The sequence below is a fragment of the Cronbergia sp. UHCC 0137 genome (assembly GCF_034932285.1).
Taxonomy (GTDB): domain Bacteria; phylum Cyanobacteriota; class Cyanobacteriia; order Cyanobacteriales; family Nostocaceae; genus Cronbergia.
The window spans coordinates 95,053-121,302 of the sequence record NZ_JAYGHC010000003.1; the positions used below are offsets into that span (position 1 = coordinate 95,053).

Sequence of the window (26,250 nt, forward strand, 5' to 3'; positions counted from 1 at the left end):
CTCAAGAGGGGAGGGGATTAAGGGGTGGGGTAATACGTTTGTGGGACAACGATTAGAGCCTAAGTTGACACCAATGAGCAATGCTAAACCCCTACCCCACGGTTAATTTATCGGTAAAAGCATAATTACCCACAACCTGAAACAACCTATTTTGGTAAAAACAGATTATGATTAATTTGTACAGTGGGTAAGCCCTAATATAAATTTATTGGCAAGTTGTGTTTTAATGCCTTCCATGTTTGTGTAGTAGTGATTTATAATTCCCAGAAACTTTTCAAACTCTGACAACGATAAAGTTGATAAGGAAATCTTCCGATGCGATAATGTTGGTTAATATCTATATTGCAGGTCATTTGTTGACTAAGTTGTAACTGTGGTGAAAAGTCTTTTCTGATCATGCTTGCACCGACAATCCATAGATTTAATTGAGATACGTTGGGTGTGGAAATTTGAGAAAGCTTGTTTTTAAGAAGATCAAAACTGGGGGGTTTATTTATAAAAGCTAAACTATCCATGTTGTTATTTCTTACTTGATCTAAAGCTAAGGCAAAACTTAATCCTGCTGCTACTTCTTGATAATTATCATAACCTATCACTAACATTAAGGGTTTGGTTGGTTCTAGGTTGAGGTTTTTCGCAACTTGCTCTGGTTGAAATGGTTTTTGAAATGCTAAATTAGAAACAACAAAAACACAACTAATTAATCCTACCAACAGAAATATATATATTGAATTTATGCGTTTTAAAAATAAATTTTTATTTCTTGTGAAACTTGCTGCTAGTAAAACACAGAAGCTAGGATAATAAACAAAACTATAGCGAGGAATAATGGTGATATCTTTACCTAAAATATAGGCAATAAATAAAAATTGCAATAAGACAAATCCGGTAAAACTTAAAAGGGTGAATATGGGTAGGTTAGTTTTATTTTCTAACCAGAGAAATTTTAATGGTGGTAAGATTTGCCAAGTTACCCAAATAGTAAAGATTAACATTAACAATCCAGAACAAATGGCAATTACTAAAGATGGATTTTCTACAGGAAAAATAACGATCATTAATACCCAATTCATTAAGGTTTGATAAATTGGGGCAATGTGATTAGTGGTAGGCAACCAGCTAGTATCTGAACTACGAAAATGGCTGAATATGACTGATAACCAAGGAATAAAACTAATAATAATGGCTGTGGTAGATAAAACTAATTCTAGAATGACTCGACGCTGATTAATAATTTTCGATTTAGTCTGATAAAGCAATAGTGAAATTGTAAGAATTTGGGCGATGAATGCTATTATGAAAAAATAATGAATATAAAGACCGATTATATTAATAATTCCCCAAATTAACCAAACCCAAAGTCTAATTTTGGAACGTGTGGATATATCTTGCTGTATTTGTATTAGTCCCACTAATGCTAAAGTGATTAAGAGCATGGGTAGGGTGTAATGCCTTGCTTCTTGGGAAAGGTAAACAGCAAAAGGGGAAACGGCCATGATCCATGCTGCCATAATTCCCGATTTTGGGGAAAAAGCGAGACGGTTAAGGGCATAAATGGCTAGAATTGTAGTGATACCAAATATAACTGGTAGCGATCGCACTTTTGTCACCCATTCCGCACCCCAAGGATGCAACCACCCTAACCATTTGTACATCATACAAAAAAATAGTGGTGGGTGAGTAGATTGACTGGCAAGGTTTTCAGCAATTTGACTGCAAGTTATCCCAGGGACAAAAGTAAAAATTTCTGATACAGCGTTGAGGGGAAAAACTGTATTTAAAGGTAAATCAGCGTAATTTTTACCCAAACTAAAAATAGCAGTAATTACCTCATCCATCCACAGAGGTTTTAAATCTAAATACCAAAAGCGGAAAATAGCCCCCAGTAAAACTGCACCGAATAAACTGAAATAATGTTTGTCAACTCTGCCATTTGCCATTAGAACGGGTTTAAAAAGTAAATATGTTAAATCAAGAAACGAGAAATTCTATTGAGCAGTTAGAACAGAATATCATCAAAATGAGCGATCGCTTGCGTCCTGGACAAAAGCAAATGGCTGAGTGGAAATCCGGTTCATTAGCGGTTTCTGCTGTTCCTGGTGCGGGTAAATCCACAGGAATGGCCGTAGCTGCGGCCATAGCCATAGCTCGTCAATATCAACATTCTCTAACTACACAAACCAATTATCGCCGACAATTAATTATAGTCACCTTTACCCGTTCTGCTGCCGCCAATATTAAATTTAAAATCCGCCAAAATTTAAAAGAATTATCTTTACCACAAACAGGTTTTGCAGTTTACACCTTACATGGATTAGCCTTAAATATTGCCAGTCGTCATCCAGATTTATCGGGGTTACAATTAGAAAACGTCACCTTAATTACCCCCAACCAAAGCCACCGTTTTATCCGCACTGCTGTAGAACAATGGATTGTTAACCATCCCGGCATCTATTCTCGCTTACTCGAAGGTCAAAATTTTGACGGGGAAGAAACAGAAAGATTGCGTCGTCAGTCAGTATTAAGAACAGAAATATTACCAGATTTAGCCTATACCGTCATTCATGAAGCCAAAAGTTCCGGGATATCACCCGACAAATTACGGTTATGGAATCAACAAACAACAGATGAATATCAAATATTAGAAGTAGGCGCCGGACTGTATGAACAATATGAAAACTTAATGCGTCATAGGTCAAATAGAACACCAGACTGTATCGACTACGATGATATGATCTTAGCAGCTTTGCGTGTTCTCGACAATAAGAGCGGTCAACGTATCGAACAAAACCAAATTTTCGCCGTTTTTGAAGACGAAGCTCAAGATTCTAGTCCATTACAAACTCAATTACTAGAAATATTGGCTCAAAAAGGAGAAAATTCTTATAACTTAGTGCGAGTTGGCGACCCTAATCAAGCTATTAACTCCACCTTTACTCCCGCAGACCCGATTTATTTTCGTGATTTTTGTAAAAAGTGTCACCTTGAACAACGACTGGCAACAATGGATCAAGCTGGTCGCAGCACCAAAATTATTATCAACGCAGCTAACTTTGTTTTGGAGTGGGTGAATAATCAGTGGTCACAAACAACAGGAGAATTACCATTTCTACACCAGATGATTCAACCAGTTGGGATAGATGATCCTCAACCAGATGCTAATCCAGCACCCTGTGGTCAAGGGTTGGAACTATATAGCCCCCGTGATATTCATCATACAGTTGAGTTACTTTCTCACAAAGTAATTGAATTATTTACCCAAGATCCTAAATCTCGCGCTTCGGTGTTAGTCAGGGAAAATCGTCAAGGGAAATGGTTGGCTACAGCTTTAGAGTCGATATGTCAAGAGCATAAAATTAGACTTTATGATGTGGGAGAAAGAGAACGTCGATCTCATGTTCCCCAAGAAATTTTATCATTATTACAATTTTGCGATCGCCCCCATTCTCCAGATTATCTCAAAGCCAGTCTTGATGTCCTCGTCGCACGTCAATTAATTCCCACCCAAGACATCAACACCCTAGCCAGTATGCCTGAAGAATTTCTCTATCCAGGACCCTTAGCTGCACCCCAACTAGAAACAGTTCAGAAAGCTGCCCATTTATGTCGTAGTATCCTCCGCGCCCGTCTCCAACTTCCTCTGTATCAAATTATTTCCTTTTTAGCCTTAACCCTCAATTATAACCAAGCAGAACTGGCTACAGCCGACAAACTGGCAGAACGTATCAACCAGCAAATATTCGGTGATAATACAATGGGGGCGATGCTTTCGGCTTTAAGTGAGATTGTTAGTTCCGAACGATTTGAACCAGTGGATACAGAAAATTTAGAAGAACAATACACCAAGGAAGGTCAGTTAACAATTATCACCATGCACAAAGCCAAAGGGCTAGACTGGGATTATGTATTTCTACCCTTTCTCCACGAGAATCTGATTCCCGGTAAATTTTGGATTCCTCCCCAAAGCCAATTTTTAGGTGATTTTACCTTATCAGAAGTTGCCCGCGCCCAAATTCGGGCTGCACTCCATACAAAAACTGTACCGGAAATTAGTCAAGCTTGGGAACAGGCAAAATATTTAAAAATCGCTGAAGAATACCGATTACTCTATGTTGCCATGACTAGAGCCAAGCGGTTGTTATGGATGTCAGCCGCTCAAAAAGCACCCTTTACCTGGAATAAACCCGAAAATCTACAATCTTCCGCCCCTTGTCCAGCATTTGCAGCCTTAAAGCGTCATTTTATAGCAGGAGTCAGGAGTCAGGAGTCAGGAGTCAGGAGTAAAACCTAGACTTCTTGCAAAAGTCGTAATTTTCAAATTCTTCTTTGCTTCTTTGCGCCTACTCTGCGAGATCGCGAAGCGCGATTGCGTGAGCTTTTCAAGTATATTCTTGGCGACACCAAAGTATTTATGCAAGAGGTCTAATGTCCTTTACCTGCTAAGTAATGAGACAGAATTAATTACACAACTAATTTTTCTGTTCCCTGTTCCCTGTTCCCTGTTCCCTCTCTCAACGAATGAATTTAATTTTGTCCGACTACTTACAAAAAGTTAAGGTGATAAACGTTCTATTTTCCAACTGCCATGATCTAACTTAGTATACAGCAAGCGATCGTGTAAACGGCTGGGTCGTCCCTGCCAAAACTCTATTTCTTTCGGTATCACCCGAAACCCTCCCCAGTGAGGTGGTCTAGGAACTTCCTGATTTTCATATTCGCGCTGTAATTGTTGTAATTGCTGTTCTAATACTTCCCTGCTGGCAATGACTTGACTTTGATTAGATGCCCATGCACCCAAACGATTGTTAGGGGGACGCATATTAAAATACTTGTCAGATTCCTCTGGGGCGATTTTTTCTACAGTGCCAACAATCCTCACTTGGCGTTCTAATTCTGCCCACCAAAAAACTAAGGCTGCATGGGGATTTATGGTTAATTCTTGCCCTTTATGGCTGTTGTAGTTAGTAAATAAGACAAAACCCCTTTGGTCAAAGTCCTTTAATAGCACCATTCTCGCCGAGGGTTTACCATCTGGTGTACAGGTGGCAAGACTCATGGCGTTGGGTTCTGGTAGTTGGGCTGTTGTGGCTTGAGTAAACCAAGTTTGAAATTGTATAAAGGGATTGGGGTCAACCCCGTCTTCATGCAAATCTTGTAAGGTGTAGTCTTTGCGGAGGTCTGCTATGGTTCTATCCATTGAGGTTTAGTTTTTTGTTTTCAAATATACTTAATACAATTATTAAAAAAAATATTTATGATTACAATGAGTAATAACTTGAGTTTTACAAATTTTCTCTAATTTTCTCTACGAATCTTTTATTTAAATCAGATGCGCCGTTCAGCCTCTCTGCAAACTCTGTTAATTTACGGTCTGAGTGGCCCGATTATTGCTCTTAATGTTTGGCTGCTCTCTGTACTGTTTCGTTTTTTTCAAAACCCAATTACTATTTTAAGTATTGCGGCAATATTGGCTTTTTTACTTAATTATCCGGTAAAATTGTTTGAAAAAGCTAGGATTACCCATACTCAGGCAGTAATTATCGTTTTATTTATCACCTTAACTTTGTTCGTGGTTTTGGGTGTTACTCTTGTACCAGTTGTCATTGATCAAACAATTCAACTGTTAAATAAGATCCCTGATTGGTTATCGGCAAGTCAGGAAAATCTAGAAAAATGGGAGACATTAGCCAAGCAACGGCGATTACCTGTTGATTTAAGAGTCATAAGTGGTCAAATTAATGGCAGTATTCAAAATTTGGTGCAGCAAATAGCTTCTGGGGCTGTGGGGGTGGCAGGGACACTGCTATCAGGATTAATTAATGTAGTCTTGGTAATTGTCCTGGCATTTTATATGCTGCTCTATGGCGATCGCGTCTGGTATGGTCTAATAAATCTGTTACCATCTTCCATTGGAGTCCCTTTCAGCAAATCTTTACAACTCAATTTCCATAACTTTTTCCTCAGTCAACTATTATTAGGACTGTTTATGGTGGTAGCCCTTACCCCTATTTTCTTATTTCTGAGAGTACCATTTGCTCTATTGTTTGCGATCGTCATCGGAATTTCTGAACTTATTCCTTTTGTCGGAGCAGCTTTAGGTATTGGTTTAGTCACAATCTTAGTATTACTACAAAATTGGTGGTTAGGGTTTCCAGTAGCATTAATGGCAACCATTATGCAACAAATCAAAGATAATCTCTTAGCACCTAAATTATTAGGTGACTTTATCGGACTAAATCCCATTTGGATTTTTATCTCTATTTTAATGGGCTTTGAGATTGCCGGATTGTTAGGAACATTAGTTGCTGTACCTATCGCTGGTACTATCAAAGGCACTTTCGATGCCATCAAAAACTATAAACAGAGTGAATCTGTATCTAACTTTACTATTAATTACGACTCGCCACCAGATCAAGAGGAAGGCTGAGTTGACAAAAGACCTCTTGCAAAAGTCGTGATTTTCAAATTCTTCTTTGCGTCTTTGCGCCTTTGCGTGAGCTTTTCAAGAATATTCTTGGCGACACCAAAGTATTTATGCAAGAGGTCTAAAGTTTATGGTTTAAACAAGACCTGATCTAAAATTGACAATACATGGATGCTGCACAGCTATTAAAAACAATTACACACCTCATTGACCAAGCCGAACAAGGAGAAATTGACCCTTGGGATGTACAGGTAATTGAGGTAATTGACCGTTATTTAGAACTAATGGCTCCTGAAGCCACAATCAGAGGTTATGAATCTGACTTATCCCAATCTGGACAGGCTTTTTTATCCGCATCAATGCTAGTTTTATTTAAAGCTAATACATTAATGCAATTATCTACAGTCAATGATGCTACAGAAGATTTAGATGATGCTATTTTTCCAGATGAAGATGGGGCATTACATCCTGCTCATCGTCTTTATTTAGAGCGCCATTTGCGTCGTCGTCCCTCAGCAATGCCACCACCAAAGCGTCGTGTGACTCTGCAAGAATTAATCGATCAATTGCAGATCATGGCTAATCAGTTGAAACTGGTAGATAAAGTTAAAAAACCTCAGCGTCCTAAGCGTCAGGCTAGTGTACAAGCTATGCGCGAGGCACTAGAATTAGCTCACCAAGAAAATTTGACAGAAGTGGCAAGAGAAGTAGAAGAAGTGTTACATTTTTCGGCTAAAGAACTAAATTTAGAGGAAAATTGTTGGAATTTAGAACAATTGGTACAGATGTGGACAAAGGCAAAGCAACCAGATCAAACTAATTCTAGTCATGAGTCGGAGCATAGTCACTTAGTTAGTGTATTCTGGGCATTACTCTTGCTTTCCGCTCAATCTAAAGTGGAACTTTTTCAAGAAGAATTTTACCAAGAGATTAAAATTCGCCTACCTTTTAAAGAAATAGTTTAATTGGGGTTAGCTCAAAATGTACCACAAATGGAAGAGGAATGAAACGCAGATTAACGCAAATTAACGCGGATGAAGGATCAATTACAGATTATTTTTGTGGTGGGTTTAATCGAAAACTACTGTTAAGTAAAAATGCTCCAAAAAAATGCTGCTCTAAGGTTTGTTATTTTACTCGGATTTGTTAGCCTTTGTGCTGATGCTACTTATGAGGGTGCGCGTAGTATTACAGGCGTTTATCTGCAAGTTTTGGGAGCAAGCGGTACTGTAGTTGGTTTAATAGCCGGGTTTGGGGAGTTAATTGGCTACTGTTTTCGCTTGGTAATTGGTTATTTTAGCGATAAAACAGGCAAATATTGGATGATTACTACTTTAGGATTCTTCTTAAATACAGCAGTAGTACCTCTGTTAGCCTTTGCAGGAAGATGGGAAGTAGCAGCAGCTTTAATGATTGCTGAACGCACAGGTAAGGCAATACGGACTCCTCCACGGGATGCCCTACTTTCTCACGGTGTTAGTCAATTGGGTAGTGGATTTGGTTTTGGTTTACATGAAGCAATGGATCAAACTGGTGCGGTTATGGGTCCCTTAGCTGTAGCCGCAGTGCTTTATTTCCATGGAAGTTACCAGAATGGCTTTGCAATTTTGATTGTTCCTGCTGTTCTAGGATTGGTAATGCTGTTAATATTGCAAGTTATTTACCCCAATCCCCAGGATTTTGAAGAAGAAACCTTAGAAAATCAAGAAGAAGGGTTTCCGCAGGTTTTTTGGATTTATCTTGGTGCTGTAGCCCTAGTAGCGGCTGGATATGCGGATTTTCCTCTCATTGCTTATCACTTGCAAAAACAAGAAATCGCTACAGGTACAACAATTCCTCTATTTTATGCTTTAGCTATGGCAGTCGATGCTGTAGCAGCACTGATATTTGGGTATCTATTTGACCGCAGTGGAATATTAATTCTAGTTGTTGCGGTCTGCTTTTCTTGTTTATTTTCGCCTTTGGCTTTTTCTGATCATAGCACCTTTGCGTTAGCAGGAATGATTTTGTGGGGTGTGGGTATGGGCGCACAAGAATCTATTCTCAAAGCTACTGTTGCGAAGCTGGTATCTAAGAATAAAAGGGCTTCTGCTTATGGGATATTTAGTGCAGGTTATGGTTTATCGTGGTTTTTAGGTAGTGTTTTAATGGGTGTTTTATATGATAGGTCTATTATTTTATTGGTGATCTTTTCTGTTATCAGTCAGTTGATGGCAATCCCGTTTCTATTGTGGGTAAAATGGCAAGATAGATCGGCTAAACTAGAATTAAAAATTGAAAATGACCAGATATTCTCATAATAATTCTATTAGTGTCCAGATCTGCAATTTCTTTAAGAAGTCGGGGATCTTGTTTATCACGAATGATTTATGACCGCTATAAGTAGTTTATTAGGTGGGTTTTGGTGGGCAATGCCCACCCTACTTTGTTTTGATGTTTGATTTGGGAGATAATGTCGAATTGACAGATTTTAATTCTTCTTGTAAGACTTTTTGATAAACTTTGGGCAAAGAACTGGTGTTGGAATTAGTTTCTATCCCATATCCTAAACTTGTCCAAGTGGGAGAAAGTTGGCGTAAAACATCATTTAACTTTTTTTGACGTAGGAGTTGAGAAATGTCAGTTTTCCATATTTTCTGATCTTTTAACCAACGGTAAACCACTACGTCTTGATATTCTGGTTCAAAACTATAGTTAACCCAAAACATCACTTGGTTCGGTTTGGGATGATAGCGAGGGGCAATTTCATACCAAGTTGTATTGATGATTTGATATCTACCCGCAGCAGTGGAACAATTACCTGTATTGGGTCCTGTGACAATGGTGACGCATATTTCAGGATGTCGGCTGAGATCATTGACCTGTTGACCACCATACAATACAGAATAAGGACGATTACTGGTGGATTCACTGGCGGAGATGGTTCGCATTAAGGCACGAATGTAAGGGTCTCCTCCTTTCATCACCAAAACGGGCTGTTTACGTTCAAATATGGGATCCGAGGGCGATCGCACATCTCCACCAATATACCACTGAAACATATACACAAAGCCAAGGAGGGCAGCTATTGGGGCAATTAATTTTTCTACGCCTTTAAATTTCAAACTCCTAACTCCCAACTCAGCACTGTTGAAATAATTCCCTAAAACTTTTAGCTGTAGCCTCTGGTTTAGCCACAATCTCGACAATTTTATTATGTGCTGCCGTTTCAAATAAAGATTCTACACAAACCTGAGCCACTTTTTGCCGGGGAATGCTACCATCAAACAATGTATCAGCACCCTGCATCACTATTGGGTCGGTGTTATCTTGATTTTTTAGCCCCCCAGGTCGCACAATTGTATAGGTGAGTCCACTTTTTTGGATATATTCTTCGGCTTGTTTTTTCCAAAACAAAATTAACCAAAACAGGTTCAAAGGATGGAAAAACTGGGAAATACATAAGGAAGAAACCAAGACAAAATGTTGAATTTGCTGGGATTTTGCGGCATTTACTAAGTTTTTTGTACCTTCAAAATCTACTTTATAGGGACCAGTGGGGTCAAAGCTGGGTTTTGCACCAGTAGCGCATAATATTACAGTGCTATCACCCAATGCGGCTGCAAGGCTTTCTGGTTCTAATATATCGCCTACAACTAATTCAACTTCTGGAGGAATAATCGCTCTAGCTTTCTCGATATCCCGCACCAAAGCACGAACGGGTATATTCCGTGATACCAATTCTTGGACGATACGACGGCCTGTTTCACCGGTTGCTCCTGCGACAAATGCTTTCATAAAGTTTGTGATCCTGGGAAACTAATATAACTTAATTGTGATGATTTTTGGATAAAGTTGTGATTTGTATCGTAGTGCGATCGCTCTTTATATGGCAACATGAGAATCGATAATATTAACCTAGCCATTACAGGAGATTTTCTTTAACTTAGCATCTTGGTGTAAAAATCTCCATTCAGGGGAACTTTTAATCTAAACAAACGCCAAACTCAAAATATATAAAAACAAAAATCGGATTTATGGTTTCACAAAATAGGAAATTTCAATCCTTAGACATCAACGAATCGGGTTTACCCGGAAACTCCAATGTCGCGGACGGTGAACCGTTTTTTCAGCAATCCAATCCAGGGATAACAAAATTTTATGTTCGTTACCAAGACTGTATGGAAATGTACGCTCCTACAGCTAGTGTTATTGATTATCTAAATAATCACTCTTTATGGTTTGCTAACTGTGCTGAACCGATGACGGTGCAATCATTGGGAGAAAATGCTTATGCTTTAGTAATTGGTCGTTTTAGCTCTTTTGGTTATGAGGTTGAGCCAAAAATTGGCTTGGAATTATTACCCGCAGATCAGGGAATATACCGTATCCGCACTATCCCCATTCCTGATTACCATCCCCCCGGTTATGATGTGGACTATCAAGCATCATTACAGTTAGTTGAAGATATACCAAGTGATGTATCTACTAATGTCAATGAAGTTACCAAAGTTGAATGGCAATTGGATTTGAGGGTTGAGCTTAATTTCCCCAAATTTATCCAGCGTTTACCTCACTCTTTAATTCAGTCTACAGGCGATCGCTTACTTATGCAAATTGTTCGTCAAGTTTCCCGCAGGTTAACCCGAAAGGTGCAAGAAAATTTCCATCAATCTTTGGGTATACCGTTTCCGCTAAATTGTCACAAGCACAAAAAATAAGTTACTCGTAAAATCCATCAATCCTCATTAATCATAAAATCCGTGAAATCAGTGAAATCCATTTAATCCGTGATTTATGACCAAGAATCTAAATCGAGCGATCGCATTCCTTGACGTTGGACAAATACTAGCAAACTACCTAACTGTAACCACACTAATAAGCAGGTTAATAGGCTAATTGGTAAACCCACTCCTAAAGCTAGGGGAGAAGGAAAACCGAATATTTCTAAACCGCAGGAAAGAAATAAACACACTCCAGCAGTTATACCTAGAAAGGGGACAAATAACTGTTTTAATGAGGAACGAGGTTTGATATTTTCTTGGTTTTCACTAGGCCATTGCTGCACAATTACTTTTAACGTACCGGATAAGGCTAAACCAGAAGTTAATGCGGTGAGAAACCCTGCTAGAAGCAGAAAATATGGTGGTTGCAGTGGATAATAGTACATGAACACTCCTGATTTGTTAAAAATTAGTTTTTACTGGCAGCAAGGGGTTGATCTTTTGGCAGAATAGCCGCTACGCTTTCTTTGGAGAAATCTGTTAAAAGAGCGATCGCTACATCTAATAATCTATTTGCGGGTAGGTCATCTTTGACTAAGTTCCACAAGCTTTGCACTTCTTCGGTGTGTAAGCGGTCATCTTCAGTTAAAGCCAAGACTAACTGACGACGCAGAAACTTACCTTCTTCCGATAACATAAATTGCAACCCTAATTTGGCTGTGGGTAAGACATCAAAGTTACTATCGGTGCGAGCGATCGCTATTAAATTCTCTAACCTTTGCCATTGAAATTTACCATTTTTAAATAACACATTCAATAACCGTCGTCTTAATCCCGGTGATTCCCCGGTCAACAGTCGTCTTGCTACATAGGGATAAGCCACTTCCACAATTTTAAACTCTGGATTTAGGCTTAATGCAATTCCTTCTTGGGTAACAAGGGAACGAATGATCAAGGCAAATTTAGCAGGAACTCGAAAAGGATATTCATACATCAATTCCGAAAATTCATCGGTAATTGTTCTGAAATTAAAGTCCTTGACGTTCTTACCAATGGCGTTTCCTAACACCGCTTCTAAAGCTGGTACGATGGGGGCAATATTCGTATCTGAAGTTAAAAAACCCAGTTTTACAAAGTCTTCCGCTAGATCAGTGTAATCCTTATTCACCAAATGCACTAAGGCATCTACTAGGTTTTCCTTGGTACTTTCCTCCAACTGATCCATCATCCCAAAGTCAATGTAAGCCATCCTACCGTCAGGGACAGCAAATAAATTACCTGGATGGGGGTCAGCATGGAAAAACCCATGTTCTAAAAGTTGTTGTAAGCCGGAAGTTACGCCAATTTGAATTATTGCTTCTGGGTCTAAACCTACTTCCCGGATCTTTGTAGTGTCTGTGAGTTTGAATCCATTAATCCACTCCAAGGTTAAAACATGAGTGGTGGTATAGTGCCAGTAAATAGAGGGAACTTTTACCTGGAGATCGTCGCGGAAGTTACCAGCAAATTTTTCGGCGTTGCGACCTTCGTTAATATAATCAATTTCTTCAAATAACTTTGTCCCAAACTCATCTACAATCAGTGTCAAATCATGACCTAGATTGAGAGGTAGCCAAGGAGAAAGCCAACTAGCAGCCCAACGCATTAAATACAAGTCCCGCATCATTACAGGTCGTAGGTTGGGACGTTGTACCTTGACGGCTACTTCTTCTCCACTCCGCAAACGCCCACGGTAGACTTGACCTAAACTGGCAGCAGCTACTGGTTTGGGCGATAATTCGCTAAAAACATCCCAAATCGAACGTTCTAGCTCGGTTTCAATAATGTGGTATGCCAGATTATTATCAAAGGGTGGTAACTGGTCTTGTAGTTTTACCAGTTCTTCTAAGAAATCTTTGCGGATTAAGTCGGGACGAGTGGATAGGGCTTGACCAACTTTAATAAATGTTGGTCCGAGTCGGGTGAGCAGTTCTCGTAGCTGGATAGCTCGTTTTTCTTTGTGCTGCTCAATTTTATTTTGCCATTCGTCCCATTTCAGACCGAGTATAAATCCTGCAAAACACCAGATAATTCTTACCAGTCGTCCCCAAATTTCCCAGGGACGATAACGAAAGTAACTAGCGATCGCCTCTGGATTATACTGTTTAAGTTGAGCAGGTTGATACTGACCCACGCCTTTTTTCGCCTCTGGAACTTGGTTAAGTTAAAAAATAAAAACTATTTGCCTCTTACTAAGTAGTACACAAGGCAATTTCTAGCCGGATCTTACTGCCCGGAGCTTGTTTATCATTTTCTTAATCATACTTTAGAAAAGTACAAGTCTTTATCTAAAAACTTAATAATTTTATCATTTCTTAATATTTTTAGAAGTAAGGATGAAGGATTTTATCTCCTGTAAGAGTATCCAGGGTAAGCCAGCTACCAAACCCATCTGTTTCTTACCCCGTGCGTCATTCCTAGAGTTGATTCAGAAATTTATGGTACTTAAAGTCTGTGGACTCATAAGCAGCAATAGTTTTTAATCGCTGTTATGACAATACCTAATCATACAAATGTTAAGAAAAAATTCGGCGATCGTCTACGTCAAATTAGGCAAGCCCGTGGACTATCCCAGGAAGAATTAGCACATTTATGTCACTTAGATCGTAGCTATATCGGAGGAGTCGAGCGTGGAGAAAGAAATATAAGTCTTTTAAACATTCACAAAATAGCAGACGCTTTAAATATTTCACCCAGAGAGTTTTTTAATGACGACTAAAATACCAGAAAATATACGCGGATTTAAGATTTCGTCTTTGAGAGAGCATGGAAGAACCAAAAATAGATTCAATCCAAGAAGTAACATCTATAAAACGAATAGATTCCATTGCCTGTTTTACGAGATTTGTGGTAATTTTCAGTGTAAAGAGAGGAATCAATAAAATACTAGCGTAGCGATCGCTCTCCATCATTCCACCTACAGAAAGGCGATTCCTACGGATTGCTTGCGCGATCGCACTCCATTTTCCATAACGAAAGAAAAGCGATACCTCCAAATTGTTCTTGAATAGCTTGTTCAGCAGCTATTACTTCTGAGGAACTAATTCTTCTAGCATGATTAAAAGGAAATTCAGCTTTCTTCTTCATATTGTTGACGCTCCAATTTTGTTGCAAGTCTAGCACTGATAATTCTAATTTTGAGTTTATAAACTATTAATTAATCATTTCCTTTAAGGCTAGATTAATTATTTCCTCACTGACTCCGTGACGTTTCAGATTTTCAATAAAATCAGCGATTCCCTGATTACGACTTTCTAGATAATACAAAATTGCTGCGATGGGGGATGGAGGATCTATAGGATAATATTTTTGTTCATAAGCTTCTACTAAAGTTGTTAAAATATCTAATTTTTCATATTCTGGTGTATTTGGTTCAGCATCAAAAACCTGTTCAATTTCTTTTAATGCTTCTTGATAATCTGTTTCAGTTTTAATCGTTTTTAAATTCATAAGCTTTTAATTCAGAATGTTTGTATTATATCTAAATTGCGATCGCACTTTGGGGTAAAATAAAGATCGCTTTTTGGCAATGAGTTACTATATCTACAGTGAGCGATCGCACTTTCCCAACAACAAAAAGGCGATCTGCTGAAAGCAGCAGCGCTTGCGCTATCGCGTTAACCCACAGCAGGTATCGCTTTTCAAGACAGTTTATATTTCAGGAATAGCTGATAATAAACAACGTAAAGCGCGATTTACTGCTTCTGATGTTTGAAAAATTTTAGCAACATCAGGATCAAGGGTAATAGTAATTCTATTTTCTGGTGTTGATGCAAAACGATTAGGACGAGCTTTGCTATAATCGAAATCATATTCAGGCAATAAATCGTCTGATTCAAAAGAATCTTCGTTAATATTTGGTGTTTTGTTCATAATCCTGTCTTTCTTTTTTGGTGGTTAAACGAGAACTGAAAATACGGATTAAACCCTTTTCTCTTTCAGTAAAGCAAACTACAAGTAAACGATTTCTATTAGAATAACCAATAATAATTTCCCTTTGTTCACCGAAAGAATGAGCTAAATCATCAAATATCAATGCAAACGGATCATCAAATACTGTTTTTGCTTCCTCAAAATTTACTTTATGTTTATCAAAGTTTATTTGTGCTTTGTTATCATCCCATTCAAATTCTAACTTCATATAAATTAGAAATTATAACCTACTTTTAGTATAGGCGATCGCTCTCCGTTCTTCCTAAAAATCGCTCTCTGATTCCAGCAACAAGGCGATCGCTCTTTTTTACAGTACAAAAAGCTATGAAACAAGTTTTAGTAATGCTTCATTAATAATTGTTTGATATCCAACTCCCTGTTTTTCTGCTTCAGATTTTGCCCAAGTAATCACTTGAGGATGTAATCTAATAGAAACTGATTGATATTTTTCTGTTTCACTTTTAACTGGTCTTCCTCGTCGAGTGTAATTGATTCCAAACTGTTCTTGAATAGCTTGTTCAGCAGCTATTACTTCTAATGGAGTAATTCTTCTAGCATGAGCAAAAGGAAATTCATCATTCTTCTTCATATTGTTGACGCTCCGATTTTGTTGCAGGTCTAGCACTGATAATTCTAATTGTTTCGCTTCTCATTGTATAAACAACAACCAATAAACAATTTTTATAAGATTCTCCAATAATCCATTCTCTTTCTTCTTCTATGGAATGTTCTGGATCTGAGTTAAAAATTAAGTTTTTTATACAAAAGGCTATATCTATGGTAAGCGATCGCTCTCTCATTCCAGCAACAACGCTATCGCACATTCCCAACAACAAAAAAGCGATCGCTCTCTCATTCCACCAAAAAGGCGATCGCTCTCTGACCTCAAAACCAAACAGGCGATCGCACTCTCATTCCAACAACAAGGCGATCGCTCTCCGTCTACAGAAAGGCGATCGCTCTCTCATTCCAACAACAAGGCGATCGCTCTCCGTCTACAGAAAGGCGATCGCTCTCTCATTCCAGCAACAAGGCGAACTGACAGCGATTCTCATTTTGAAACGATTTTACGCCATTTCAGCGATCCCCGAGTTTGTTAAGAATGGTAAAACCCTATAACCGCAAGGGTTTCAATGTCATGAAACCTTAAAATGAGAATTGCTGGCGAACTGACAAGTCAGCGCTTCGCTATCGCACTTTGGGGTAAAATGAGGATCGCTTTTTAGCAATGAGTTACTATACTTATGGTAAGGCATCGCATATTCAATCCCTGTCAGCGTAGCTCATCGCAGGTATCGCACTCTCCCAAAAAATCGCACTCTCTAATTTTCACAAAACACCGTGTGGGTAGGGGTTTAGCATTGCTAAACCTTTGCAATTATTGACGTTAAACGAGCGATTAGTAGGTTAAATTTCGCTACACTAGGCCATTAAAGTTTAATAACATAGTCAAGGCAAACGCATCTTATTTTTAGAATGCTTACAGGACAAAAGTTTCAACCATTGTTTATTTTTGCAACTAAAATTTGAAACCCTTATTAGGCATGGATTACAGGATTTAGATGCGTTTGGTGGCGGACTACCTATTCGGGGACTATTTTACGCTATTTGAGGCTTGTTATTGAACGATTTACCCCGGATTATTGAGCGGTTACGACTAATGAATTAATGTTCCTATTTTACTGGCTGACTTTCCAACCACCGCTTTCCCTTGCTCGTTACTACATATTGAGGATGTAAAGACTTTGAAAGTGACTTTGATTCTATAAATCCGCTACTCTCTAAATTCTTTAATAAATTTATCAGTTTTCCGTCTATGGAAATTGAATGACCACGTATCGCTAGAATACGCTCTAGTGGATACCACCCTACTCCTTTACCATTTATAGGGATCATCTGAAGTAGAGTTACCATATCAGAAATCTCTTCTGTGCTAAAGTCCATATATTTTCAAAGTTAGTAGTATGATTAAGTGCATCCGTTATTCCTAAGAGTTATTGGGGATTGTCATAATTTGCTTTAATGTTGAGTTTCTTTACGTCAAACCAACCTACGAGGAATTGCGATTCTACTTAATGGAAATAATCGAACGTGTCAAGATCACTACAAAGTGAAGGGGAACTGATCTTGATAGCGGCCTAACCATCTATGAAAAACACAACTCACTCCAATCTATATCTGTTGGTTCACTTGCCATGAAAAATTTTGACCAACGGATGGTGGGAATTTCTTCAATTTATATTACAGTTAAAGTAGGGAATTCGTGAAGACTGGTTTATGGGAATAGAAGAAATATTAAAAATTGCAGCTAAATATGGCGCTTATGATGTGAGCATTTTTGGTTCAGTGGCTAGGGGTGAAGCAACACCAGATAGTGATGTAGATTTTTTAGTAGAACTAGATTCTCAATGCAGTTTATTTGACTATATAGCTTTAATTCAAGATTTAGCCGCATTATTAGGACGAAAAGTTGATGTTACTGAACCAGAAAATTTACATGAGTTAATTAAAGATAAAGTATTAAATGAATCTGTCCGATTATGAAAGATGAGCGTTTAGAGGATGTTTTAAAAGTTTTGGGCGACTAGAAGTCGCTACTACACAAGCTAAGTCCACCTGCGTGGATTAATGAAAAATCAAGGGTTTGAAACCCACGGAGGTGGGTTTTGTCTGTGTAGCCGCGACTTCTAGTCGCCAGGGCTTCTACGAAGCGACTTGTGCAGTTGTGCGAGTCCGTCGTCTTCTGCCATCAGATACCTTGACAGGTGGTTCATCGGGAATTTGCATCAACAAAGTCACAGTTGGTTGACATTGTAACTCTCGACGGATAGAACGTGCCAACTCTTTTTCTAAAGTTCCTTGCACACCACCCCAATCTATATCTCCTGGTTCATTACCTGTGACAAATTCTGACCAACGAACAGTGAGAATTTCTTCAATCCGTTGCTGTACCCATTTTAGCAGGAGCGATCGCTCTATGCTCGTCACCACACCCCGCAGATGAATATCCGGTTTAGCCAACAGTTTACCATTCCAATCAATGGCCGCAGCGATCGTAATAATCCCTTCTGAAGCCATGCGTTGCCGTTCTTGCAAGACTTTGGAACTGACCATACCAGAACTGGTTGTATCCACCAACTCAATCCCAGATTGGACTTTACCCGCTACACGGATAGATTCTTCCGTTAATTCAATTACATCACCATTCTGGAGAATCACCATATTCTCCGCCGGAATCCCCATACTCTGAGCGGTTTCTGAGTGTTTCACCAACATCCGATGTTCACCGTGGAAAGGCACAAAGAACTTAGGACGGGTTAAAGCAATCATCAGTTTTTGATCTTCTTGACAGCCGTGACCAGAAACGTGAATCCCTTTATCTCTACCATAGACCACCTTTGCCCCTTGAATCATCAATTTATCAATGGTGTTCACCACCGCAATCGTGTTACCGGGAATGGGGTTAGCAGAGAAAACTACCGTATCTCCTGCCCGAATTTTGATGTGGGGATGTTCTTGGTTAGCAATTCTGGTCATGGCTGCCATCGTCTCACCTTGAGAACCAGTTGTGAGAATCAACACATTCTCATCAGGCATACCACGGACAGAGTGCAAGGGTTGAAATATCCGATCCTCACACTTGATATAACCTAAATTCCGGGAATGGGCGATCAGGTTGAGCATGGAACGCCCTACAACTGACACTACACGGTTATGCTTTTTCGCCAGTTCCAAAACCATGTTGATGCGATGCACACTAGAAGCAAAGGTGGTGACAAATAATCGCCCGGTTGCTTGACTAAATACTCTGTCTAAATTGGGAAAAACAGAGCGTTCCGAAGGTGTAAATCCTGGTACTTCTGAATTTGTAGAATCACTTAACAAACACAGTACACCTTTTTCGCCGTGTTCTGCCAGACGTTGCAGGTCAAAGTGTTCGCCATCTACCGGGGTATGGTCAATCTTAAAGTCGCCCGTATGGATAACTACACCCAATGGGGTATGTATGGCAACGGTGAAACTATCAGCAATGGAGTGGGTATTGCGAATATATTCCACCATGAAGGATTGTCCAATTCTCACCATATCACGGGGACGGACTGATCTTAATTCGGTGCGATCGCGCACTCCTGCTTCTTCTAGTTTACCCTCCAACATGGCCATTGCCAGCCTGGGTCCATAAATCACCGGAATTTCAAATTGTTTGAGGTGAAAAGCTATCCCCCCAATGTGGTCTTCATGACCGTGAGTAACGATCATTCCTCGAATTTTGTGGCGATTTTCTCTGAGATAGGTCGTATCCGGCAATACTATGTTTACCCCGTGCATAGCCTCGGTGGGGAAGGCTAATCCTGCATCTAACAGCACTATTTCGTCATTATACTCGAACACACAGGTGTTTTTGCCGATTTCATGCAAACCGCCTAGTGGAATAATTTTTAGGGCGGACTTTACTTCGTTTTTAGTCATTTTCTCCTTGATATTGTCGCTTGTTTTTTTGGTATTAAATACAACACTAAATCTATAATTTAATTCAGTTCGTTTTTTTGAATAAAAGGAATCTGAAACTGAATGATTTTCATATCTTCCAGCTGTAGCATAGATATTTAAATTGACATTTACCTAACAATTAATCTCTGTCATTTATTATGTATTTTTTATCAACAATCAATTACTCAGTCTTTAATCTAAGTAGTCGGACAAAATTAAATTCATTCGTTGGGAGAGGGAACAGGGAACAGGGAACAGGGAACAGGGAACAGAAAAACCAGTTGTGTAATTAATTCTGTCTCATTACTTGTTTGCATTCAGATTAAACTCAGTTTTTCCATCACTACCTCCAACTTTTGACAAATTTCTGGTTCAGCTTCCCATAGTGGTAAACGAGTTGAACCAACTTCCCAACCTTGTAGTTTTAATGCTTGCTTAACAGGAATGGGGTTTGTATTTAAAAATAAAGCTTTAAACAATGGGAACAGACTGAGATGAATATCAGTAGCTATCTGAATTTTTCCCATATTAAAGGCTTGAATCATCTGCTGTAGTTGATTACCTACCAGATGAGAAGCTACACTTACCACACCCTTAGCCCCAACTGCTAACAGAGGCAAGGTTAAAGAATCATCTCCAGCGTAAATCTGAAATTCCTTTGGTGTCAAGCGGCGAATTTCACTGGACTGGTCTATGTTCCCACTGGCTTCTTTAATGCCCACAATGTTGTCAATTTCAGCTAAACGGACAACTGTTTCTGGACTGAGATTTTGACCGGTACGACCAGGAACGTTATACAACAACATGGGTAGGTCTGGACAGGCTTTTGCTATGGACTGAAAGTGATGATATAACCCCTCTTGGGGGGGTTTGTTGTAATAGGGAACAACTTGTAAAGAACCATGTACTCCTATTCTAGCTGCTTTTTGTGTCGCCGCGATCGCTTCCTTGGTTGAATTAGATCCACAACCGGCAATTACTTTAGCTTTCCCCGCTACAGCTTGCAATATTTCAGTGAACAACTGGTATTCTTCGTCCCAACTCAAGGTGGGTGATTCCCCTGTTGTTCCACAAACTACTAATGAGTCTGTGCCATTGTCACATAGATGTGCTGCCAGTTTTGCGGCTACATCATAGTTAACGCTGCCGTCTGTTTTAAACGGCGTGATCATCGCGGTTACAACTGTACCAAAATCTCCCACCCTCTTTATCACTCCTGATTAGCCCTTTTTGTTGTTTGTATCTTTGGTGGTTCTACTTTAATAACCTATTTGCAAATTACTTTCAAGGGTGATTCGCGTATTAATTCGGGAATCAAAAATTTTTACCACCTAATTTTTTTATTTCTCCCTTGCCACATAGGTATTTCTCTGGGAAAGGAGATTTTTTTCTACTAATAATTCGGCAATTTGCACTGCATTCAAGGCCGCACCTTTACGAATTTGATCACCGCACAGCCATAGTTCTAACCCACAAGGGTGGGAAATATCCTGACGGATTCTGCCGACTAAAACTTCATCCCGACCACTGGCTTCCATTGGCATGGGAAAATAATTTTTTTGCCAATCTTCTACTAATTTAATTCCCGGTGATTGAGCTAAAATTGCTCTGGCATCATCTGGGTTAAATGGTGTTGCAAATTCTAGGTTAATGGCTTCAGAGTGGGCGCGGAGTACGGGAACCCGTACACAAGTTGCCGTAATTCTAATTTCTTGATTGCCAAAAATTTTCCGGGTTTCGTTGACCATTTTTAATTCTTCTTCACAATATCCCAAATCGGTTAGGGGGGAGTTATGAGGAAAGAGATTAAAGGCTAGGGGGTAGGGCAACACTTGGGCAATTGGTTCTTCTCCTTGTAGTATAGCTTTACTTTGGATCTTTACTTCTTCCATGGCTTGGGCACCAGCACCACTAGCCGATTGATAGGTAGCGGCAACAATCCGTTTAATTGGGTTTACTTGATGGAGTGGCCAGATTGCTACTGTCATTAAAATCGTGGTGCAGTTGGGGTTGGCAATAATCCCTTTGTGATTAGCTATGGCTTGGGGATTGACTTCTGGGACTATTAGGGGAACATCGGGGTTCATGCGGAAGGCGCTAGAATTATCAATGACTATGGCACCCTGGGCTACTGCTACTCCTGCCCAGGTTTTGGAGATGCTACCCCCGGCACTGGCTAAGACTAAATCTACTTGATCAAAGGAGCGATCGCTCACTGCTTCTACTGGTAAACTTTCTCCTTTAAACTTTAGCGATCGCCCTGCACTCCGTTCTGATGCCAACAATTTTAAATCACTAACTGGAAAATTCCGGCTCGCCAATAATTCCAGTAATTCTGTTCCTACTGCACCAGTCGCCCCCAAAATAGCTACACGATAGGATTTAGACAAACTTAATTTCTCCTTTAATGTTTACGTGAATAACATTTTTTGTATTAATTTAAACTTCCGCTCCTGTCTAAAATAGGAGGTGTCAACTAGATTTTGGATATGTCCTTGCCTTTTTTTAACCTTAATGTATATTTAAGAATTTTCAAATAGTTATTTTTTGCTTTTATTTTTTAACCTAATGAATAATTCCAGTTGATAATAATTATCTTTGGGATGGACTATTAACTCAAATCATATACTACTATACAATAACTTGCAACTGAGTGAAAGAGAAAAAGACTGTCAATCACAGGTAACAGGTGAGAGGAGATCAATTATTCTTGCGTTTGTCGCCTTTTTCCCTGCCCCCTGCCCCCCAGGTCAGTAAAATTATATCAGTAAAGTGTTCAGTCTTTGGCCATTGGCTGTAAACTGGATCTTTGCTTAGGGCAATAGTCCCGTCCAGGGGTCTAAAACATGAGACAGTAAGTTAGCAAAGCAAGCAATGGCTATAATTGAGTCGTTGGGCTGGTTCTTGTCTGTGGTCTGAAGATAAAAACACGAGAAAATAGAGACAAAGCAAAAGCATGAAAGTTACCCAGGAAAAACTTCCCGCCAGCCAAATTGGGTTGGAAATAGAGATTACACCAGAAATTACCAAACAAAAATACGACCAGGTAATTAAAAAATTAACTACCACGGCAAATATTCCTGGGTTTCGCAAAGGAAAAGTACCCCGGCAGATATTGCTCCAGCGTTTAGGTATAAGTCGGATTAAAGCCACGGTCTTAGAAGAAATTATTCCCGATGGAATCGAGCAAGCAGTCAAACAAGCGGCTATTACTGCCATTGGTCAACCTCGATTACTCACCTCCTTTGAGGATTTAATCAGTAAGTATGAACCTGGTAAACCCCTAACTATTTCTATTTCTGTGGATGTGGCACCAGAAATTAATATCACGCAGTACACTGGTTTCCAAGTCCAAGCGGAAGAAATTAAGTATGATCCAACTCGTGTGGATCAACTGCTGGATCAGGAACGGCAAAAAATGGCGACCTTAGTGCCGGTAGAAGGAAGAGAAGCGCGATTTGGAGATGTTGCTATAGTCGATTTTAAAGGTGTACTAGGCAAAGTTGAAGGTGAAGACGAATCTAGCGAACCAAAACCAATTCCCGGTGGAGACGCGACGGATTTTCAAGTTGAATTGCAAGAAGATAAGTTTATTCCCGGTTTTATATCAGGGATGATTGGGATGAACCCTGGAGAAACCAGAGAAGTTGCGGCTCAGTTCCCAGATCCCTATGGTAACAACGAGTTGGCTGGTAAAGCGGCGCTGTTCACTGTCACCCTGAAAGAAATCAAACAAAAAGAACTACCGGAATTAGATGATGATTTTGCTCAAGAGGTGAGTGATTTTGAGACAATGGGCGAATTGCGCTCCTCATTAGAAGAGCGTTATCAAAAAGAAGCCGCAGATCAAACCAAAATCAACCAGCAAGAAGCCCTGTTAAGGGAATTACTCAAGCACGTAGAAATTGATCTACCAGAAACCTTGGTGGAGAAAGAAATTGATATGATGGTGACTCAATCAGCTATGCGGCTGTCTGAGCAGGGCATAGATGTGAAAAAACTATTGACTCAACAAGTTATATCAGAATTAAGAGAGCGATCGCGCCCTGATGCCATAGAACGGATAAAACGCTTCCTGTGTCTGGAAGAAATTAGTAAACGTGAATCTATCACAGTCACAAAGGAAGAAATAGAAGTCAGATTGACAGAACTTTTAGAGCAATATACCGATGAGGAAATAGACCAGGATAGACTGCGCTTAGTCGTGGCAGATGAATTATTATCCGGTAAAGTCCTCAATTGGCTCGTAGAAAACTCATCTGTAGAATTAGTTACCGTCGGGTCTGTAAGTGCTACCCAACAAACAGAGTCAGAACCGCCAAGCACCGAAACAACTATCGACATAGAAGCGGTGAATCTGTAGGAGAAAGCTCTTAACAGAGAAACATTATCCCCAATCCCCATTTGATATAAGGCATAATGGTTAATACATAGCTAAAATCAAAATTTCCATTTCCAAAACAAGCAGCCATAATGGCTGCAAAACCCGTCCTCATTGTTGTTAAATATTATTGTATGCTTAGATCGCAGTCGGGAAATTACCCCATCACCAGCTTGAGTCCCATAGCCATTAGCTCCCACTTGAGCAGCCCTAACAATATCGTGCCAATGGTGGTCGAACAGTCTGGCATGGGAGAAAGGGCTTTTGATATCTACTCCCGCCTACTGCGAGAGAGGATTATTTTTTTAGGAACGCCGATAGACGATACAGTGGCTAACTCAATTGTTGCCCAACTGTTATTTCTAGACGCAGAAGACTCAGAAAAAGATATTCAATTATACATTAATTCTCCTGGCGGCTCTGTTTACGCGGGCATGGCGATTTACGATACAATACAACAAATCCGTCCCGATGTTGTTACTATCTGTTTCGGACTAGCGGCAAGCATGGGGGCATTTTTGTTAACATCTGGAACCGCCGGCAAGCGGATGTCTCTCCCTGACTCGCGAATAATGATTCACCAACCCCTGGGTGGCGCTCAAGGACAAGCCATTGACATTGAAATTCAAGCTAGAGAAATTCTGTACATTAAGGGGAATTTAAATCAGTTGCTATCAAAACATACTGGTCAACCTTTAGACAAGCTTGAAGCAGATACAGAACGCGACTTTTTTATGTCGGCAGAAGAAGCGAAGAACTACGGCTTGATCGATCAGGTCATTTCTCGGCAAAATCTTCCCACAGCAGGGGAAAACGTCACCATTCTGAAATAAGAGGCTGGTATGTCTAAGTACGACTCCCATTTAAAATGTTCATTTTGTGGCAAGTCTCAAGAGCAGGTGCGTAAATTAATCGCAGGGCCGGGAGTCTACATCTGCGATGAATGCGTTGACTTGTGCAATGAAATTCTAGACGAAGAATTACTGGATACAAGTGCAGCTTCTCCACCAGCCACGCACTCAGAACCACCAGAAAAACGTCGCGCTCGTTCATCTAATCTCTCGTTTAATCAAATACCTAAACCGAGAGAGATTAAAAAATATTTAGATGAACACGTAATTGGACAAGATGAAGCCAAAAAGGTGCTTTCAGTTGCAGTTTACAACCATTACAAACGATTGGCCGTGATTCAGTCCAAGGGTAATGGTAAGGCTGGGGCTGAAGATCCAGTAGAACTGCAAAAGTCGAATATTTTGCTAATTGGTCCAACTGGTTGCGGCAAAACCCTTCTAGCTCAAACTCTGGCAAAAATTCTGGATGTTCCCTTTGCTGTGGCTGATGCTACTACACTCACAGAAGCAGGGTATGTGGGAGAAGATGTAGAAAATATCTTACTGCGGCTGTTACAGGTGGCAGATTTAGATGTGGAGGAAGCCCAGAGGGGAATCATCTATATTGATGAAATTGACAAAATCGCTCGTAAAAGTGAAAATCCGTCAATTACTAGAGATGTTTCTGGGGAAGGGGTACAACAAGCCTTACTGAAGATGTTAGAGGGAACGATCGCTAATGTACCTCCCCAAGGCGGCAGAAAGCACCCTTATCAAGACTGTATCCAGATTGATACCAGTAATATTTTGTTTGTCTGTGGTGGGGCTTTCGTGGGTTTGGAAAAGGTTGTAGATCAGAGAGTCGGCAAAAAGTCAATTGGTTTTGTGCAGCCAGGAGAAGGCCAAAGCAAGGAAAAACGGGTAGCGGACACATTGCGCTATTTAGAACCGGATGATTTGGTGAAATTTGGCATGATTCCCGAATTTATTGGGCGGATTCCCATGGTAGCGGTAGTAGATCCCCTGGATGAAGAAACACTGATGGCGATTTTGACCCAACCACGCAGCGCCTTAGTCAAGCAATATCAAAAGTTGCTGAATATGGACAATGTTCAGTTAGAATTTAAACCAGATGCCTTGAGAGCGATCGCTCAAGAAGCCTACCGTCGTAAAACAGGCGCGAGGGCATTACGAGGTATTATCGAAGAACTGATGTTAGATGTCATGTACGAGTTACCATCTCGTAAAGATGTGACACGCTGCACAGTTACCAAAGAAATGGTTGAAAAACGTTCAACTGCCGAATTGATAGTACATCCATCTTCACTCCCCAAACCCGAATCAGCATAAATTCTACCTGAATGCTGAGTTAAAGGGTCTAAGTGATGGGTAAAGTTAGGAGTAAATAATCAATAAAGACTCCTAACTTGTATCTTCATAATTTCTAAA

27 protein-coding genes are annotated in these 26,250 nt (G+C 39.8%); 11 read left to right on the forward strand and 16 right to left on the reverse strand.

Features of this window, described 5'->3' with window-relative positions; all coding sequences use genetic code 11:
- Window positions 1-254: 254 nt before the first annotated feature.
- Complete coding sequence (locus tag VB711_RS02060; RefSeq protein WP_323284013.1) at window positions 255-1,940, reverse strand: glycosyltransferase family 39 protein; 1,686 nt, start codon at window positions 1,938-1,940, stop codon at window positions 255-257.
- Between the two features lie 80 nt (window positions 1,941-2,020).
- Between VB711_RS02060 and VB711_RS02065 the strand changes: the two genes are divergently transcribed.
- Window positions 2,021-4,291: an ATP-dependent helicase gene (locus VB711_RS02065; protein ID WP_416233549.1), complete on the forward strand. Its 2,271-nt coding sequence runs from the start codon at window positions 2,021-2,023 to the stop codon at window positions 4,289-4,291.
- A gap of 261 nt (window positions 4,292-4,552) precedes the next feature.
- On the opposite strand, the gene pdxH is transcribed toward VB711_RS02065, so the two are convergent.
- Entirely contained in the window at window positions 4,553-5,197 is a 645-nt protein-coding gene (pdxH, locus tag VB711_RS02070) for a pyridoxamine 5'-phosphate oxidase (protein WP_323284015.1), read from the reverse strand.
- A gap of 132 nt (window positions 5,198-5,329) precedes the next feature.
- On the opposite strand from pdxH, the gene VB711_RS02075 reads away from it, so the two are divergent.
- The 3 genes from VB711_RS02075 to VB711_RS02085 all read left to right on the forward strand — a co-directional run bounded on the left by VB711_RS02075 (window position 5,330) and on the right by VB711_RS02085 (window position 8,724).
- On the forward strand, window positions 5,330-6,427 hold the full coding sequence (locus VB711_RS02075; protein WP_323284016.1) for an AI-2E family transporter: 1,098 nt from the start codon (window positions 5,330-5,332) through the stop codon (window positions 6,425-6,427).
- A 164-nt stretch (window positions 6,428-6,591) separates the two neighbouring features.
- A complete protein-coding gene (locus VB711_RS02080; RefSeq protein ID WP_323284017.1) occupies window positions 6,592-7,389 on the forward strand; it encodes a ScpA family protein in 798 nt (265 codons plus the stop codon).
- 132 nt (window positions 7,390-7,521) lie between these two features.
- Window positions 7,522-8,724 carry an MFS transporter gene (locus VB711_RS02085; protein WP_323284018.1) on the forward strand — a complete coding sequence of 401 codons (1,203 nt, stop codon included), beginning with the start codon at window positions 7,522-7,524 and terminating at the stop codon, window positions 8,722-8,724.
- A 120-nt stretch (window positions 8,725-8,844) separates the two neighbouring features.
- Here VB711_RS02085 and VB711_RS02090 read toward each other — a convergent pair whose 3' ends face one another.
- Both VB711_RS02090 and VB711_RS02095 read right to left on the reverse strand, forming a co-directional pair.
- A complete protein-coding gene (locus tag VB711_RS02090; protein WP_323284088.1) occupies window positions 8,845-9,465 on the reverse strand; it encodes a glycoside hydrolase family protein in 621 nt (206 codons plus the stop codon).
- A gap of 79 nt (window positions 9,466-9,544) precedes the next feature.
- Complete coding sequence (locus VB711_RS02095; protein ID WP_323284019.1) at window positions 9,545-10,201, reverse strand: NAD(P)H-binding protein; 657 nt, start codon at window positions 10,199-10,201, stop codon at window positions 9,545-9,547.
- A gap of 239 nt (window positions 10,202-10,440) precedes the next feature.
- Between VB711_RS02095 and VB711_RS02100 the strand changes: the two genes are divergently transcribed.
- The gene (locus VB711_RS02100; protein WP_323284020.1) at window positions 10,441-11,124 is read left to right on the forward strand and encodes a DUF1997 domain-containing protein; all 684 of its coding nucleotides are present in this window, start codon (window positions 10,441-10,443) and stop codon (window positions 11,122-11,124) included.
- 74 nt (window positions 11,125-11,198) lie between these two features.
- Here VB711_RS02100 and VB711_RS02105 read toward each other — a convergent pair whose 3' ends face one another.
- Window positions 11,199-11,573, reverse strand: coding sequence for a hypothetical protein (locus tag VB711_RS02105; protein WP_323284021.1), 375 nt, complete (start codon window positions 11,571-11,573; stop codon window positions 11,199-11,201).
- Between the two features lie 23 nt (window positions 11,574-11,596).
- Window positions 11,597-13,300 carry an AarF/ABC1/UbiB kinase family protein gene (locus VB711_RS02110; RefSeq protein ID WP_323284022.1) on the reverse strand — a complete coding sequence of 568 codons (1,704 nt, stop codon included), beginning with the start codon at window positions 13,298-13,300 and terminating at the stop codon, window positions 11,597-11,599.
- 357 nt (window positions 13,301-13,657) lie between these two features.
- Between VB711_RS02110 and VB711_RS02115 the strand changes: the two genes are divergently transcribed.
- Entirely contained in the window at window positions 13,658-13,885 is a 228-nt protein-coding gene (locus VB711_RS02115; protein WP_323284023.1) for a helix-turn-helix transcriptional regulator, read from the forward strand.
- Here the strand turns inward: VB711_RS02115 and VB711_RS02120 are convergent.
- From VB711_RS02120 to VB711_RS02150, 7 genes are all read right to left on the reverse strand, one after another.
- On the reverse strand, window positions 13,872-14,162 hold the full coding sequence (locus VB711_RS02120; protein ID WP_323284024.1) for a hypothetical protein: 291 nt from the start codon (window positions 14,160-14,162) through the stop codon (window positions 13,872-13,874). The genes VB711_RS02115 and VB711_RS02120 overlap by 14 nt on opposite strands.
- Window positions 14,101-14,253, reverse strand: a complete 153-nt coding sequence (locus VB711_RS02125; protein ID WP_323284025.1) for a hypothetical protein — start codon at window positions 14,251-14,253, stop codon at window positions 14,101-14,103. Before VB711_RS02125 ends, VB711_RS02120 begins: the two co-directional genes overlap by 62 nt.
- Before the next feature lie 66 nt (window positions 14,254-14,319).
- On the reverse strand, window positions 14,320-14,616 hold the full coding sequence (locus VB711_RS02130; RefSeq protein WP_323284026.1) for a transcriptional regulator: 297 nt from the start codon (window positions 14,614-14,616) through the stop codon (window positions 14,320-14,322).
- A 201-nt stretch (window positions 14,617-14,817) separates the two neighbouring features.
- Window positions 14,818-15,039, reverse strand: coding sequence for a hypothetical protein (locus tag VB711_RS02135; protein WP_323284027.1), 222 nt, complete (start codon window positions 15,037-15,039; stop codon window positions 14,818-14,820).
- A complete protein-coding gene (locus tag VB711_RS02140; RefSeq protein ID WP_323284028.1) occupies window positions 15,017-15,307 on the reverse strand; it encodes a BrnT family toxin in 291 nt (96 codons plus the stop codon). Before VB711_RS02140 ends, VB711_RS02135 begins: the two co-directional genes overlap by 23 nt.
- Before the next feature lie 114 nt (window positions 15,308-15,421).
- The gene (locus VB711_RS02145; protein ID WP_323284029.1) at window positions 15,422-15,688 is read right to left on the reverse strand and encodes a BrnA antitoxin family protein; all 267 of its coding nucleotides are present in this window, start codon (window positions 15,686-15,688) and stop codon (window positions 15,422-15,424) included.
- Window positions 15,675-15,899, reverse strand: coding sequence for a BrnT family toxin (locus VB711_RS02150; RefSeq protein WP_323284030.1), 225 nt, complete (start codon window positions 15,897-15,899; stop codon window positions 15,675-15,677). Before VB711_RS02150 ends, VB711_RS02145 begins: the two co-directional genes overlap by 14 nt.
- On the opposite strand from VB711_RS02150, the gene VB711_RS02155 reads away from it, so the two are divergent.
- Both VB711_RS02155 and VB711_RS02160 read left to right on the forward strand, forming a co-directional pair.
- Window positions 15,877-16,218, forward strand: a complete 342-nt coding sequence (locus tag VB711_RS02155) for a hypothetical protein (RefSeq protein ID WP_323284031.1) — start codon at window positions 15,877-15,879, stop codon at window positions 16,216-16,218. The genes VB711_RS02150 and VB711_RS02155 overlap by 23 nt on opposite strands.
- Before the next feature lie 1,158 nt (window positions 16,219-17,376).
- Window positions 17,377-17,643 (forward strand): nucleotidyltransferase family protein, encoded by a 267-nt coding sequence (locus tag VB711_RS02160; protein WP_323284032.1) that lies wholly within the window; start codon window positions 17,377-17,379, stop codon window positions 17,641-17,643.
- Window positions 17,644-17,802: 159 nt separating this feature from the next.
- Here VB711_RS02160 and VB711_RS02165 read toward each other — a convergent pair whose 3' ends face one another.
- From VB711_RS02165 to VB711_RS02175, 3 genes are all read right to left on the reverse strand, one after another.
- Entirely contained in the window at window positions 17,803-19,569 is a 1,767-nt protein-coding gene (locus tag VB711_RS02165) for a ribonuclease J (protein ID WP_323284033.1), read from the reverse strand.
- A 338-nt stretch (window positions 19,570-19,907) separates the two neighbouring features.
- Complete coding sequence (gene dapA / locus VB711_RS02170) at window positions 19,908-20,792, reverse strand: 4-hydroxy-tetrahydrodipicolinate synthase (protein ID WP_323284034.1); 885 nt, start codon at window positions 20,790-20,792, stop codon at window positions 19,908-19,910.
- A gap of 138 nt (window positions 20,793-20,930) precedes the next feature.
- Window positions 20,931-21,980 carry an aspartate-semialdehyde dehydrogenase gene (locus VB711_RS02175; RefSeq protein ID WP_323284035.1) on the reverse strand — a complete coding sequence of 350 codons (1,050 nt, stop codon included), beginning with the start codon at window positions 21,978-21,980 and terminating at the stop codon, window positions 20,931-20,933.
- Between the two features lie 566 nt (window positions 21,981-22,546).
- Here VB711_RS02175 and tig point away from each other — a divergent pair.
- The 3 genes from tig (at window position 22,547) to clpX (ending at window position 26,151) form a co-directional block, all read left to right on the forward strand.
- A complete protein-coding gene (tig, locus tag VB711_RS02180; protein WP_323284036.1) occupies window positions 22,547-23,953 on the forward strand; it encodes a trigger factor in 1,407 nt (468 codons plus the stop codon).
- 152 nt (window positions 23,954-24,105) lie between these two features.
- Window positions 24,106-24,804: an ATP-dependent Clp endopeptidase proteolytic subunit ClpP gene (clpP, locus tag VB711_RS02185; protein ID WP_323284037.1), complete on the forward strand. Its 699-nt coding sequence runs from the start codon at window positions 24,106-24,108 to the stop codon at window positions 24,802-24,804.
- A gap of 9 nt (window positions 24,805-24,813) precedes the next feature.
- Window positions 24,814-26,151: an ATP-dependent protease ATP-binding subunit ClpX gene (gene clpX / locus VB711_RS02190; protein ID WP_323284038.1), complete on the forward strand. Its 1,338-nt coding sequence runs from the start codon at window positions 24,814-24,816 to the stop codon at window positions 26,149-26,151.
- Window positions 26,152-26,250: the final 99 nt, after the last annotated feature.